The organism is Shewanella carassii (genome assembly GCF_002777975.1).
In the GTDB taxonomy this organism is placed as follows: domain Bacteria; phylum Pseudomonadota; class Gammaproteobacteria; order Enterobacterales; family Shewanellaceae; genus Shewanella; species Shewanella carassii.
In genome coordinates this window covers 1-13,334 of sequence record NZ_NGVS01000023.1, presented here as the reverse complement: position 1 = coordinate 13,334, position 13,334 = coordinate 1, and the positions used below count along the sequence as shown (strand labels likewise).

11 protein-coding genes and 12 tRNA genes are annotated in these 13,334 nt (G+C 50.7%); 18 read left to right on the top strand and 5 right to left on the bottom strand.

Features of this window, described 5'->3' with window-relative positions:
- The first annotated feature begins 24 nt into the window (after positions 1–24).
- The 3 genes from CBE72_RS11005 (at position 25) to CBE72_RS10995 (ending at position 2,019) form a co-directional block, all read left to right on the top strand.
- Complete coding sequence (locus CBE72_RS11005) at positions 25–612, top strand: YybH family protein (protein WP_100143560.1); 588 nt, start codon at positions 25–27, stop codon at positions 610–612.
- A 72-nt stretch (positions 613–684) separates the two neighbouring features.
- Positions 685–1,407 carry a hypothetical protein gene (locus CBE72_RS11000; protein WP_157929069.1) on the top strand — a complete coding sequence of 241 codons (723 nt, stop codon included), beginning with the start codon at positions 685–687 and terminating at the stop codon, positions 1,405–1,407.
- Between the two features lie 132 nt (positions 1,408–1,539).
- Positions 1,540–2,019: a YchJ family protein gene (locus CBE72_RS10995; protein WP_100143558.1), complete on the top strand. Its 480-nt coding sequence runs from the start codon at positions 1,540–1,542 to the stop codon at positions 2,017–2,019.
- Positions 2,020–2,055: 36 nt separating this feature from the next.
- Here CBE72_RS10995 and CBE72_RS10990 read toward each other — a convergent pair whose 3' ends face one another.
- The 3 genes from CBE72_RS10990 to CBE72_RS10980 form a co-directional block, all read right to left on the bottom strand.
- Entirely contained in the window at positions 2,056–4,233 is a 2,178-nt protein-coding gene (locus CBE72_RS10990; RefSeq protein WP_100143557.1) for a putative bifunctional diguanylate cyclase/phosphodiesterase, read from the bottom strand.
- A 196-nt stretch (positions 4,234–4,429) separates the two neighbouring features.
- On the bottom strand, positions 4,430–4,720 hold the full coding sequence (locus tag CBE72_RS10985) for a DUF406 family protein (protein WP_100143556.1): 291 nt from the start codon (positions 4,718–4,720) through the stop codon (positions 4,430–4,432).
- Between the two features lie 69 nt (positions 4,721–4,789).
- Positions 4,790–5,278: a VC2046/SO_2500 family protein gene (locus CBE72_RS10980; RefSeq protein ID WP_100143555.1), complete on the bottom strand. Its 489-nt coding sequence runs from the start codon at positions 5,276–5,278 to the stop codon at positions 4,790–4,792.
- Positions 5,279–5,403: 125 nt separating this feature from the next.
- Here CBE72_RS10980 and CBE72_RS10975 point away from each other — a divergent pair.
- The 11 genes from CBE72_RS10975 to CBE72_RS10925 all read left to right on the top strand — a co-directional run bounded on the left by CBE72_RS10975 (position 5,404) and on the right by CBE72_RS10925 (position 7,830).
- A tRNA-Tyr gene (locus CBE72_RS10975) sits at positions 5,404–5,488 on the top strand.
- 32 nt (positions 5,489–5,520) lie between these two features.
- Positions 5,521–5,605: transfer RNA gene (locus CBE72_RS10970), tRNA-Tyr, on the top strand.
- Between the two features lie 71 nt (positions 5,606–5,676).
- A tRNA-Tyr gene (locus CBE72_RS10965) sits at positions 5,677–5,761 on the top strand.
- Positions 5,762–5,799: 38 nt separating this feature from the next.
- A tRNA-Tyr gene (locus CBE72_RS10960) sits at positions 5,800–5,884 on the top strand.
- Between the two features lie 32 nt (positions 5,885–5,916).
- A tRNA-Tyr gene (locus tag CBE72_RS10955) sits at positions 5,917–6,001 on the top strand.
- 32 nt (positions 6,002–6,033) lie between these two features.
- A tRNA-Tyr gene (locus CBE72_RS10950) sits at positions 6,034–6,118 on the top strand.
- A gap of 32 nt (positions 6,119–6,150) precedes the next feature.
- Positions 6,151–6,235, top strand: a tRNA-Tyr gene (locus tag CBE72_RS10945).
- A 32-nt stretch (positions 6,236–6,267) separates the two neighbouring features.
- Positions 6,268–6,352, top strand: a tRNA-Tyr gene (locus tag CBE72_RS10940).
- 32 nt (positions 6,353–6,384) lie between these two features.
- Positions 6,385–6,469: transfer RNA gene (locus CBE72_RS10935), tRNA-Tyr, on the top strand.
- A gap of 32 nt (positions 6,470–6,501) precedes the next feature.
- Positions 6,502–6,586: transfer RNA gene (locus CBE72_RS10930), tRNA-Tyr, on the top strand.
- A gap of 179 nt (positions 6,587–6,765) precedes the next feature.
- The gene (locus tag CBE72_RS10925; protein WP_100143554.1) at positions 6,766–7,830 is read left to right on the top strand and encodes a PLP-dependent cysteine synthase family protein; all 1,065 of its coding nucleotides are present in this window, start codon (positions 6,766–6,768) and stop codon (positions 7,828–7,830) included.
- 62 nt (positions 7,831–7,892) lie between these two features.
- Here CBE72_RS10925 and queE read toward each other — a convergent pair whose 3' ends face one another.
- Complete coding sequence (queE, locus tag CBE72_RS10920; RefSeq protein ID WP_100143553.1) at positions 7,893–8,561, bottom strand: 7-carboxy-7-deazaguanine synthase QueE; 669 nt, start codon at positions 8,559–8,561, stop codon at positions 7,893–7,895.
- 180 nt (positions 8,562–8,741) lie between these two features.
- Here queE and queC point away from each other — a divergent pair, with 180 nt between their 5' ends.
- Positions 8,742–9,494 (top strand): 7-cyano-7-deazaguanine synthase QueC, encoded by a 753-nt coding sequence (gene queC, locus CBE72_RS10915; RefSeq protein ID WP_100143552.1) that lies wholly within the window; start codon positions 8,742–8,744, stop codon positions 9,492–9,494.
- A gap of 29 nt (positions 9,495–9,523) precedes the next feature.
- Entirely contained in the window at positions 9,524–10,066 is a 543-nt protein-coding gene (gene rrtA, locus CBE72_RS10910; protein WP_229671792.1) for a rhombosortase, read from the top strand.
- Between the two features lie 159 nt (positions 10,067–10,225).
- Here the strand turns inward: rrtA and uvrB are convergent, their stop codons facing one another.
- Positions 10,226–12,238, bottom strand: a complete 2,013-nt coding sequence (gene uvrB, locus CBE72_RS10905; protein ID WP_100143550.1) for an excinuclease ABC subunit UvrB — start codon at positions 12,236–12,238, stop codon at positions 10,226–10,228.
- Between the two features lie 896 nt (positions 12,239–13,134).
- Between uvrB and CBE72_RS10900 the strand changes: the two genes are divergently transcribed.
- Together CBE72_RS10900 and CBE72_RS10895 are read left to right on the top strand one after the other, a co-directional pair.
- A tRNA-Asn gene (locus CBE72_RS10900) sits at positions 13,135–13,210 on the top strand.
- Between the two features lie 48 nt (positions 13,211–13,258).
- Positions 13,259–13,334: transfer RNA gene (locus CBE72_RS10895), tRNA-Asn, on the top strand.

Sequence of the window (13,334 nt, the reverse complement as noted above, 5' to 3'; positions counted from 1 at the left end):
GATGAGCCTGCTTAGATGATTTTAATGAAATTCCCGACCCTATTGCTCGTTTGCCTGATTTCTGTGCTCCAGCCACTCAATGGTGCCGAATTGCCGGATAAAGACCAAGCAGCCCTTAATCGAGTCTATGTCATGTTCAACCGGGCATTTAATGAACTCGACACTAGCCCCCTTGAAAATATATACGCCGAGGATGCCACTTATATTCCCGAACAGCAAAGCCTTGCCATAGTTCAGGGACGTGAAAACGTACTCAAACTATATCAAAAGTTCTTTGACCGTATTCGCCATAAGCAAGCCAGAATTGAAGTGGATTTTCGCCTGCAAAAGCGACAAGTCCACGGCAAAAGTGCTACCGACATAGGCTATTATTTGGTGCGCTTTTATCCCCCGAAAGACACGGAAGAACCCATGAGTGAATTTGCCGGTAAAATTGTGATTGTCAGCCATAAAGACCAAAAGGGAAATTGGTTGGTGGATTTAGACACCAGTAACCGCGCCGAGCCTGAACATTACTTCAACGCCAAACCTCAAACCAACCTTTATTATGGAGAGCAATTTGCGCCAGAAGCCCCAATCAGTGTTGAAATCGAAACCCGCCACGCCGAGTAGTAGCCGTATTGAAAGCTAGCTTCCTTGAATAAAAGGACGCTAGCGGGCGCCTTAGCTGCAGCACAATGATGATTGCTGCCAACACAAATAAAAGGAATTATGAGTCAAGTGACGCCATTCAAAAGCTTATTAAACGATAGAAAATGGTTCGATCTCGCCTTTAGCGGCAAATACGCTAATCTGGATTTGGGGAGCGAAATCACTTTGCCTATCACTTGGAGCTTTTTCACTCTGCCCTGGAGAAAAGAGCTGCCGCTGCTTTTAAGCGTTATCCCGGTTATTGTGCTAACCACACTGCTGGCACCAGTGCTGGGAACCACTCAGTTGTTACTGCTCCCGGCCTGCAGTGTCATCTGGTTTTTGATATACATTCAAGTGCGCAAAAGCCAGATACTGGCCCAACTAGGCGTGAAACGAAGTGCCAAAGAAGAGCGGCAGATAAGGATAAATCAAACCCATATTTTCCTGCCTCAATATCTCACGGGAACAGCGACCGCTGTCGGCAAAGAGGATATCGTGAGCATGGTGTTCCACTGGGTGGGCTATCATGACAGCCACCAGCTTGAGCGCAAACGAGCTCACGCCTTAACAGTTAAGCTGAAAAATGGCCGGGAGTATCGGCTCTCAGGTTCTGCCTATCCGCTAAGAAGTCTGCTTTATCTGGCCACTTTCTTTGACTACCCGCGGGAGCTGATAGAAGCTTTACCGGCCAAAGAACGCCTTATCCAATTTGCCATAGGGCTTGCGTTCAGTGTTTTGATGCTCAATCTGGTAATGATTTTCATCATCCACTAACCAAACCTTCCAAGACCTGACAATATAGCCGCTTTTCAATGCAAGGCTGCCGTCAAAGCGTTATTATAGGCGCTATTCAAGCCGGGATACCGGCACCTTATTTACCATTCACGATTGAAACAGAAAATCCCGATGCCAACCGATACTCTTTGCCCTTGCAGCTCTAACCGTCCCTACAGTGAATGCTGTCAGCCACTGCACACTAAGCAGCACACAGCTGCTACTCCAGAGCAGTTGATGCGCTCCCGCTATGCCGCCTTTGTCAAACAGGAGTTTGACTATCTTATCGATACCCATCACCCGGATTATCGTCGGGGGCTGAGTGCACAAACCCTGGCCCAGATGCCAAAGACGCATTGGCTGGGATTGCAGATTGTCGAGCGGGAACCTTTGACTCCCGGGCAAACCCAGGCCAGAGTTACTTTCAAGGCATGGTATCTGGCCGATGGCCAGTTGGATGCCATTTTTGAACAGTCGGAATTTCTACTTGAGGATGAATGCTGGTTTTACACCGAGGGCAAGCAGTTTGCTGTTAGCTATCCCAAGCGCAATGAACCCTGTATTTGCAACAGCGGTAACAAGTTCAAGCACTGCTGCCTGAAACGGATTTAACCTTGGCTTAAGGGAAACATTTTGAGGCCGGTTTGGCTAATCTGTGCAACACAGAGATTGACTCTGCTGCAAGAAAGCACTGAACTCGGCTTCTCTGAGCGCCGGGCTATATAAAAATCCCTGAGCCTGATGACACATACAGGACGTGAGGAAGCGCTCCTGCTCGGCGGTTTCCACACCTTCGGCTGTCAGCGAAATATTCAGCGCCTTGGCCATCGCAATAATGGCGCTGACAATTTCGCGACTCTCACGGCTGATACTGAGATCAGAGATAAACGACCTGTCTATCTTGAGCTTACTGATGGGAAACTGTTTCAAGTAGCGCATCGAACTGTAGCCCGTACCGAAATCATCGATGGCAAGCCCTACTCCCAGATCCGCCAATTCCTGACATAGATTGGTGGCATAGCGTATATCTTCCATCAGCTCGGTTTCAGTGATCTCCAAAATCAGCGTGCCGGGCTTCAAATAGTAACGATTGAGCAGTTGCCACACCTGTTCATAGAGATTGCTACCAAAAAACTGCCTTGCAGACACGTTCACATGCATAGCGATATTGATATTGTGATGTTGCCACAAATTCAGTTGCCGGCAGGCCGCTTCCAGCACCCAGGTGCCTATGGCATTAATCAGCCCCGACTGCTCGGCAATATCGATAAAGGCCCCGGGATACAGAACCCCGCGCTTGGGATGATGCCAGCGGATCAGCGCTTCCGCCCCAATATAACTGCAGTTTTGTAAGTCTTTGAGTGGCTGATAATAAAGTTCAAACTGCCTACCCCGAATGGCAGCATGCAGATCTCTTTCTATCTGAGCATCATCCTTGAACGCTTTTAGTAGCGCACTGTTGAAGAACTGAATTGCCGTGCCCTGCTTCTTCTTGGCGTATTGCAGTGCAATATCGGCGCAGGTCAGCGGCGCGACCAATTCGGCGACTTCGGCAATATTAACCGCGGCCAGAGCCGGTTTGGGCTCCACCTGTTCACGGCCAATATTGATGGGGTTTCGCAGTTGTTGATAGAGGCGATGACAGCAGGCATCGATATCGAGATCGCCTCTATCATCCAGCAACAGGGCAAACTCATCGCTGCCCACTCTGGCAATATTGCAACCTGGATAAAGTGAGGCGAAATGCTTCAGCCGCCGTGCCACTTCAATCAGCAAGGCATCCCCCTGCTCATGCCCATAGGTATCATTGAAGCGCTTAAAACCTATCAAATCGATCAGTAAAAGCCGTCCGTTATAGGTTCTGTCGAGTAAACGATTGAAATGGGTGCGGTTATAAAGCCCGGTCAGACTGCAACGCCAAGCCAAGCGTTCCAACTCAGCCTGATGATGGTGCTGCTCGGTACAATCTTCGCAAGATACCAACACATAGTGATTACCGCGCTGGGTAATAAATTGACTGGCATGGTAACTGAGCCAGTATTCCTGACCTTGCTCGCGATTGAGCATGACTTCACCCGTCGCCACTTCACCGCGTAGCACTTTGGCCAAGGTCATCTCGGCCAACTTGGGCTGCTGATGGAAAAAAACCAGCTGTTTCAGGCTGGCGCCGAGCATCTTTTCTTTCGGGATGCCAGTGATCTGTTCATGGGCGCTGTTGATGTATTCAATCGCTTCTGTGTGCAGATTGATCAACAGAGTGACCTGAGCCGACTGTTCTATCGCAGACTGAAACAAAGTCAGTAGTTCGTCTTTACGGTAAGCATCATGGGTTGCCAGTGTCAGCGCCAGCTGATCGGCAACTTGTGATGCCAGATGGATCTCCAGTTCGCTCCAGAGAACGCCGGACACTGTTCGCTCCAGGCTCAAGACCCCTTCAATATGACCATTGATCCTGATAGCGATATCCAGAGCCCCGACAATACCGTTGGCACTGTAATAGATCTCGGCAAGCTCGCTCATACGCCAATCTGCCCCCGCATCATTGGCATCTATATAGCGTTTTTGCTTAAGCTGTTGAGTATAAGTGGGAAATTGTCCCAAGTGTTGCGGCTTTGGACTATGAATAGGTCGCCCCGAACCGAAGCGGGCAACCTCGAACTGCACATGTTGATCCTTGGACCAGGACCAAACGCTGGCATGCTGCACATTGAGATACTGACACAAAAGTTCAGTAGCCAATTCGGCAGTTTTAATAAGATCACCTTGCTGCTTGGCAACCGAGTTGGTCAACAACTCCAGCAATCGCTGATACCTATGTTGTTTCACTCAAGTCCTCAGGCTCCCTTTCGGGCTTAAAGAAGCCCACACCGAACGCGTGGGCCTGTTATTATGGCTCTGGGCAAGATTACACTTTTACATAATATACAGCAAGATAACTCATACTTTCTTACATTTACACTGCTATGTTGTCTTTTGTTCCTAAGAAGTTACTATCTTCAGCGATTTTCCCCAAAAACAGGACTTATGCCAAAGCGTTTTCCAACTGGAAGATCATCTTCTCGGCGCTACAGGAAAAAGTCAGCGCTAGGGTAACCGTCTGCTCAACGCGGCGGAGCTCAGCCTTAACATCGGCGAAACGACCTTCAGCCAGTTTTTTCAATGTCTCAGCATCAACCGTTGCCGACTCACCTTGAAAAGTCAACGAAAGCAAGGTGTCCCCTTCTTCAACTACAGTCCCTATATCCACGTAGCTGCCACATTCAGCACAAGTGTCATGTACATTGGCCGCCTGAGCCTGTTGAATACTTTTCATTTGTTGTCTCCAAAGCTAATAAACTCCTGACATTATAACGCATGCCCGGCACCATAGCAGAGTCTGGACTCACGCGGTTTGATAAATCCCGGCAAGCCTACGTTGCTCAGACAGTTGGTCCACAAACTCCATTAGCGCCACCTTGGGTTGGTTTAGGGCGCCTTCCGTGCGCAATCTGGTATGCCAGTCGCAATTATCCAGCGCATCCTGCATCCCGCTATCTCTCTTTCCTCTGATAACCAAAGGTTCGGGCACCAAGGCCTGAGCCAACTGAAAACTGCGCTCCCCCTCACTGATAAAATGATAACTGTTATCGACCGGAAGGGGCTCCTGACTCAAGTCTCCAACTAAAGGCTGGGGCGCAGGCAGATCAAATTGCTGCCGCAGGACAGCGTCCTTTGCAACATTGTCGTGCAGGTGAAACTGAGGCCAATCGCGCACATCTTGAGACATCAATGCCAAAAGCAGGGCAAACTCACCCCGGCGATGGGACTCTACGGCTTGATTTAACCGTCCACCCAATTGCAGTTCATTGATTAAGGAAACATCGGTGCGCATAAAAAAACATCAGCAAAACAACTCGTTGTTAGTTAATCGACCAAATAACCAGGAACTTTAGGCTTTTTTTTAAAAACAGGCTTTACATGAAAAAGGTTTCTGACTACTATGGCGGCCGCAATTGAGGAGGGGTTCCCGAGTGGCCAAAGGGATCAGACTGTAAATCTGACGGCTCCGCCTTCGAAGGTTCGAATCCTTCTCCCTCCACCATCTTTCACTCTAATGTCTGGCTCCAAATATGTGGAGGGGTTCCCGAGTGGCCAAAGGGATCAGACTGTAAATCTGACGGCTCCGCCTTCGAAGGTTCGAATCCTTCTCCCTCCACCATCTTTCACTCTAATGTCTGGCTCCAAATATNGGTCCCGAGTTCGACTCTTGGTGCCGGCACCAATTTTATCGGAGGGGTTCCCGAGTGGCCAAAGGGATCAGACTGTAAATCTGACGGCTCCGCCTTCGAAGGTTCGAATCCTTCTCCCTCCACCATTTGCCTACAATTTAAAAAGACACGAAAGTGAAATCGTGGAGGGGTTCCCGAGTGGCCAAAGGGATCAGACTGTAAATCTGACGGCTCCGCCTTCGAAGGTTCGAATCCTTCTCCCTCCACCATCTTTCACTCTAATGTCTGGCTCCAAATATGTGGAGGGGTTCCCGAGTGGCCAAAGGGATCAGACTGTAAATCTGACGGCTCCGCCTTCGAAGGTTCGAATCCTTCTCCCTCCACCATCTTTCACTCTAATGTCTGGCTCCAAATATGTGGAGGGGTTCCCGAGTGGCCAAAGGGATCAGACTGTAAATCTGACGGCTCCGCCTTCGAAGGTTCGAATCCTTCTCCCTCCACCATCTTTCACTCTAATGTCTGGCTCCAAATATGTGGAGGGGTTCCCGAGTGGCCAAAGGGATCAGACTGTAAATCTGACGGCTCCGCCTTCGAAGGTTCGAATCCTTCTCCCTCCACCATCTTTCACTCTAATGTCTGGCTCCAAATATGTGGAGGGGTTCCCGAGTGGCCAAAGGGATCAGACTGTAAATCTGACGGCTCCGCCTTCGAAGGTTCGAATCCTTCTCCCTCCACCATCTTTCACTCTAATGTCTGGCTCCAAATATGTGGAGGGGTTCCCGAGTGGCCAAAGGGATCAGACTGTAAATCTGACGGCTCCGCCTTCGAAGGTTCGAATCCTTCTCCCTCCACCATCTTTCACTCTAATGTCTGGCTCCAAATATGTGGAGGGGTTCCCGAGTGGCCAAAGGGATCAGACTGTAAATCTGACGGCTCCGCCTTCGAAGGTTCGAATCCTTCTCCCTCCACCATTTCTTTTTTATCTTTATTCAATCTTCAAAGCGTTTTATCTACACCCAATGCGTTTAATTCCATAATAATCAATCATCTAGCCTGTGGCTGTATCCGAATACGCCTGAGTTTTCGCTATCCATTGTCATTACCTTTGGTTATGATTAAGACCATCCTGTTATAAGAAAGAACAACAACAATGGCCGATCTCTGGGTAAACGAAGCAATTGCCAAAATCGAAGCCGATTTTCAGCGCAGTGCCGACACGCATTTGATTAAACTGGAACTGCCGGCGGTAGCCGGAGTGGATATCTATCTTAAAGACGAAAGCACCCATCCAACCGGAAGCCTCAAACACCGTTTGGCAAGATCACTGTTTCTCTACGCCCTGTGTAACGGCTGGATCAAACAGGATACTCCTGTCATTGAATCCTCATCCGGCAGTACCGCTGTCTCCGAGGCCTACTTTGCCCGCCTGCTGGGACTCCCTTTTATTGCCGTTATGCCGGCGTCCACCGCCCGCAAGAAGATACAGCAGATAGAGTTTTATGGCGGCCGTTGTCACTTTGTCAATCACTCCAGCGAAATCTACGCCGAGTCTGAGCGGCTGGCGCGGGAGCTGAATGGCCATTATATGGATCAGTTCACCTATGCCGAGCGGGCCACCGACTGGCGCGGCAACAATAATATAGCCAATGCCATTTTCGATCAGATGCAGCGCGAGCCCTTCCCTATTCCCGAGTGGATTGTGATGAGCCCGGGTACCGGCGGCACTTCGGCCACCATTGGCCGTTATATCCGCTATCAACGGCTTTGCACCAAGCTGTGTGTGGTCGACCCGGATAACTCAGTGTTCTATGACTATTTTCAACAAAGAGATGCGGCCATCACCTGCGAGCAAGGCAGCAAGATTGAAGGTATAGGCCGGCCCAGAGTCGAACCCTCCTTTATCCCGGGGGTAGTCGACTCCATGTTGAAGATCCCCGATGCCGCCTCTGTGGCGACAATCCATTGGCTGGAACAGATCATCGGCCGCAAGACCGGGGCCTCGACCGGCACCAACCTCTATGGTGCCCTGATGCTGGCGGCCGAAATGAAACGCGACAATCGCCAGGGCTCAATAGTGACCCTGATCTGCGATCCCGGTGAGCGCTATCTGGACACTTATTACAATCCCGAGTGGATAGCCGCCAACATAGGGGATATCAGCCAGTATCAAAACAAACTGAAACTGTTTGAAACCTCGGGGGAGCTCTGCTGCTAAGAGCGCGCTTCAGATAACAAAAAGCCGCATCAATGCGGCTTTTTGTCGATTACCACCACAGATTAATCGATATCCAGATACTTGTGAGTCTGGATAGACAAACGCCAGTTGCGTTCGATACAGACTTTCATCGCCAGCGCCGTCGCCCGGCTCTTCTGGCTGATGGGCTGCAGGCAGATAGTCTTGTCTTTGAGATCCAATCCCTGCAGCAGTTGATCCAGTTCCTCAATATGAGCCTCGGTCGCCACCGGATGCTTAATCTCATTTGCCCGCTCCAGCGCCTGACGCAGTACCGGCATCCCCCCCTTCATACCGACCTTGGGCGAGACTGTGACCCAGGTATCTGCGCTGCAATTCACCTCAAAGGTGCCACTGGTTTCGATTTGAGTACCAAAGCCTGCGGCATTAAATGCCTCTGTCATTTCAGTGAGCGGATAGAGGCAAGGCTCACCCCCTGTGATCACTATATGCCTGGCATTGAATCCCTGCAGTTTAAACGCCTCCAGTAACGACTTGGCATCATGCTCGGCCCAGCGACCGATACTGCCATCGGTGCGGATCACATCGGCAGCTTTCACCTGATTGTGCTCAAGCTTGTCCCAGGTCTGGCGGGTATCACACCAAGGACACCCCACAGGGCAACCCTGCAAACGCACAAAAATGGCCGGAACGCCGGTAAATACACCTTCCCCCTGCAGGGTTTCAAAGACTTCGTTGACGGGGTAGTACATCGGGGTTCCTCATATTTGCCAGGGCGGCATTTATAGAGGAATTTAGCCCCAAGCGCAAGGATGAGCGAATTTTCCGTTTTTTATCCAGTCGGCGCTGACAGTCGGCCAAATTAGGGTAAACTGTGACGATTGAGTCATCCCTTTGAATAGACGCTTATGTCTTCATCCAATCAATCGCTTATGTCATCAGAATCAAACGCACCGCAAACCCAAACCGCAGAGCCGACCCACAGCACTAAGCCGGCTATTTCCAAGGCGATAGTCGTTTTCAGCGGCGGTCAGGACTCCACCACCTGCCTTATTCAGGCCTTGGCCCAGTATGATGAAGTACATGCCATCACCTTCGACTATGGCCAGCGCCACAGCCAGGAGATTGAAGTTGCCAAGCAACTGGCACAAAAGCTCGGCGCCGCCAGTCACAAGGTGCTGGATGTCACTCTGCTCAATGAGTTGGCCATCTCGGCCCTGACCCGTGACAATATCCCGGTATCAAACGACTTGATGGACAATGGTCTGCCCAATACATTTGTTCCCGGACGCAATATTCTGTTTCTGACCCTGGCTGGGATCTATGCCTATCAAATAGGCGCGGAGGCCGTGATCACAGGCGTCTGCGAGACCGACTTCTCCGGCTACCCGGACTGCCGTAATGACTTTATCAAAGCGATGGAGTCAGCACTGGTACAAGGCATGGACAGACAGCTGCGTTTGGTTACGCCACTCATGTGGCTCAACAAGGCCGAAACCTGGGCTCTTGCAGATAAATACCAGCAACTGCAGCTGGTAAGAGATGAAACCCTTACCTGCTATAACGGCATTCTGGGCAAAGGCTGTGGCACCTGCCCCGCCTGTTTACTGCGTCAAAAAGGGCTGGATGAGTATCTGGCGACACCGGACAGCATCCAGGCAATACTGGCGGCCAAGACAGCGTGAAGCCGAGTTCCGCTTATTTTTCAGGTGTTGTGTTAACAGCCCTGGCGCTGCTGCTGTATTCTCTGCCGCTCACTGAGCTGTTGGCCTTTCGCCGCAGTGCCATAGAACAAGGTGAGCTGTGGCGGCTTGTCAGCGGCAATCTGCTGCACACCAACTTCTGGCATCTGCTGATGAACCTCGCCGGGTTTTGGGTGATCCTTTATCTGCATAAGGAACACTATAACGCCCTGAGCGTATTGCTATTGACCCTGGCTCTCTGTCTGTTTGAAGGCGTAGGGCTTTATCTTTGCTACCCTGAGCTGATGGGTTATGTGGGACTAAGTGGCATACTGCACGGCCTGTTCGCCTTCGGCGCCCTGGCCGATATTCGCAGCGGTCGAAACTCGGGTTACCTGCTGCTTGCTGGCGTTATCGCCAAGGTCGGCTGGGAGCAATGGCAAGGGGCGGCCGCTGAAGTCAGCGCCTTGATTGGTGCCAGAGTCGCGGTTGAAGCGCATCTTGTTGGCCTGATTGGCGGTATCGCACTGTTTGGCTTATGGCGACTGAGTACCTATAAAGCACCGAAACTTTGATACCAAGCCTAAGCATTTAAATAGGTTTTTGAAATTAGGCTGTTAAATCAAGCTCTTTAAAGTCGTTGATAGATGAACAGCACAAAGAACCCGGCTTTTGCCGGGTTCTTTGTCAATGGGTCAATTTTAGGGAAGGTGCGAACAAGCCCCATGTATGCTTTAGGCCTTGATAAGCTCCTCTCTGAGCCTTGCCACTTCATCACGCAGTGCAGCGGCCTGCTCAAACTCCAGATCCCTGGCATGCTGGTGCATCTGTTTTTCCAGCCTGTCGATTTCATGCGCCAGATTGGCAGCGTCCACCTGATAAGCCGACTTGCGCTCTGCCACCTTACGGGCACCCGGCTGCGGCGCTGCCGATGAAGGGGAATCTCCCACATCCATAACATCTGTGATCTTCTTCACCAAGCCTTTGGGCACTATGCCATTGGCCAGGTTGAAGGCGTGCTGTTTCTCGCGGCGACGATTGGTTTCATCCATGGCCTTGGCCATCGAAGGGGTCACCTTATCGGCGTAGAGGATCACCTTGCCATTAATGTTACGGGCGGCGCGGCCTATGGTCTGGATAAGTGAGCGCTCGGAACGCAGGAAACCCTCTTTATCGGCATCGAGAATACACACCAGAGACACTTCCGGCATATCCAGCCCTTCCCTGAGCAAGTTGATGCCGACCAACACGTCGAAGACCCCCTTACGTAAATCGCGAATGATCTCCACCCGCTCCACGGTATCCACATCCGAGTGTAAGTAACGCACCTTAACCCCGTGTTCATCCAGATATTCGGTAAGATCTTCCGCCATCCGCTTGGTCAGCGTGGTCACCAGCACACGTTCATTGACGGCAATGCGCTTATTGGCCTCGGAGAGCAGATCATCCACCTGAATCGCCACCGGCCGCACTTCCAGCTCGGGATCCAACAAACCTGTAGGCCTGACCACTTGTTCGGCCACATCGCCGCCGCTGCGTTCGAGTTCATAACTGCCCGGTGTGGCCGACACATAAATCGTCTGCGGCATCAAGGACTCGAACTCTTCAAACTTGAGCGGTCTGTTATCCAGTGCCGATGGCAGGCGGAAACCGTACTCCACCAGGGTGGTTTTCCTCGAACGGTCACCCTTGTACATGGCACCTATCTGCGGCACAGTCACATGGGACTCGTCGATGATCAGCAGACCATCCGGCGGCAGATAATCCAGCAAAGTCGGCGGCCCTTCTCCCGGTGCGCGCCCGGAGAGATAACGGGAGTAGTTTTCGATACCGGAGCAATAACCCAGCTCTGTCATCATCTCCACATCGTACTGCACCCGCTCGCTGATCCTTTGTGCCTCAATCAGCTTATTGGCATCCAGCAACTGCTGGCGCCGTTCTCTGAGCTCAGCCTTTATCTGCTCTGTGGCCGCCAATATTTTTTCTCTCGGGGTCACGTAGTGAGTCTTGGGGTAAACCGTGGCGCGAGCAATGCGTTTACGTACCTGGCCGGTCAAAGGGTCAAACAGCGACAGCTGCTCTATCTCATCATCAAACAACTCGACCCGAATGGCGTCCCGGTCCGATTCGGCCGGGAAGATATCTATCACCTCGCCGCGCACCCTGAAGGTACCGCGCTGCAGTTCAATATCGTTGCGGCTGTATTGCAACTCGCTGAGCCGCTGCAGTATATCCCGCTGGCCAATGATGTCGCCCTGGCGCAGATGCAACAGCATCTTCATGTAAGAGTCGGGATCGCCAAGACCATAAATGGCTGAGACCGAGGCCACCAACACCACATCACGCCGCTCCAGCAAAGCTTTGGTGGCAGAGAGTCGCATCTGCTCAATATGAGCGTTGACCGAAGCGTCCTTCTCAATAAAGGTGTTGGTCGAAGGCACATAGGCTTCCGGTTGGTAGTAGTCATAGTAGGAAACAAAGTATTCCACCGCATTATGGGGGAAAAACTCTTTCATCTCGCCGTAGAGTTGCGCCGCCAACGTCTTATTGGGCGCCATAATGATAGTTGGCCGCCCCTGATTGGCAATCACATTGGCAATAGTGAAAGTTTTTCCTGAGCCGGTAACCCCCAACAAGGTCTGATTAGCGAGCCCGGACTCCAGGCCATCAATCAGTTTGGCAATGGCGGTGGGCTGATCTCCGGCAGGGGAATACTGAGACTCCAAACGAAACGGCGTAGCTGACACTTTAATGCTCCTTCGATTAAGCCTTTCATTCTACTCATTGAGCCGAATAACGCCAAGCCAAAAGCCGCGAGACTCCTGCCAGCCTGGTGTCAGCAGCAGCTTGTGCTGAAACTCAGCAACGAAACGGCAGATGTGGCGGCCAAAGGTGCCAATTCAATCAAAATGAGTCACTGAGGTGGATTTAATGCACAAGGATTGGCAGATACTTCCTTACAGCTTTGTTACAAAAATCAACAAGCAAACCAAAGCGGCTTGACTTTCACATCTAATTGTTTTTACTTGACTTATTTTTTAACCATTCAAACTGACCATTTTAAGTTCAATGCTGATGCCACAAGGGTTTGCAGCCCAAAAAGTCGGGAAGCTCACAGGTTTATCCACAGATTTAGTGGATAAGTCAGTGTAACCCTGTAGCCATGGGGGCTTGAGGCATCTGGCTTCATGTCGCTTAGAGCACAGGTGTTTTGTAATAAAAGAACATATGAAAGTGCGGCACTTATTGAGAAGCTCAAGCTGCACCAAAATGAACACTCTGAGCTTCTGTTGCTCCGTTTTTGATCATGACTCGGCAGGTTAGCTAATGTGATACTGACTCAGGATACCCTTGCATACTCATTCTAGATGGCTCGTTACACCATTTTCGGCTCATTCAATAGATGAACCCTTAGTCTTGCTGTCAATTAACGCGAGTTTTCCATAAAACCTCCGACACATTCGTGTTTAACCGTTATTTTTTAAGCAAAAAATATCCATAAAGCAGTTTTATCCATCAGTATGAACATTAGATAAGCAGTTAACAGCTTAATGACACTTTTTTTGGGGATGCGAGTTGACTCCTCCCACAGAGCGATTTACTATGCGCTCCGTTCTCAGCGAGACAAGCGAGAAATTGCGATTCCCCTGTAGTTCAGTCGGTAGAACGGCGGACTGTTAATCCGTATGTCACTGGTTCAAGTCCAGTCAGGGGAGCCACTTCAAGCAAGTCTTATGAAAACAATAGGTTAATCCTAGCTAAGTTATTCCCCTGTAGTTCAGTCGGTAGAACGGCGGACTGTTAATCCGTATGTCACTGGTTCGAGTCCAGTCAGGGGAGCCA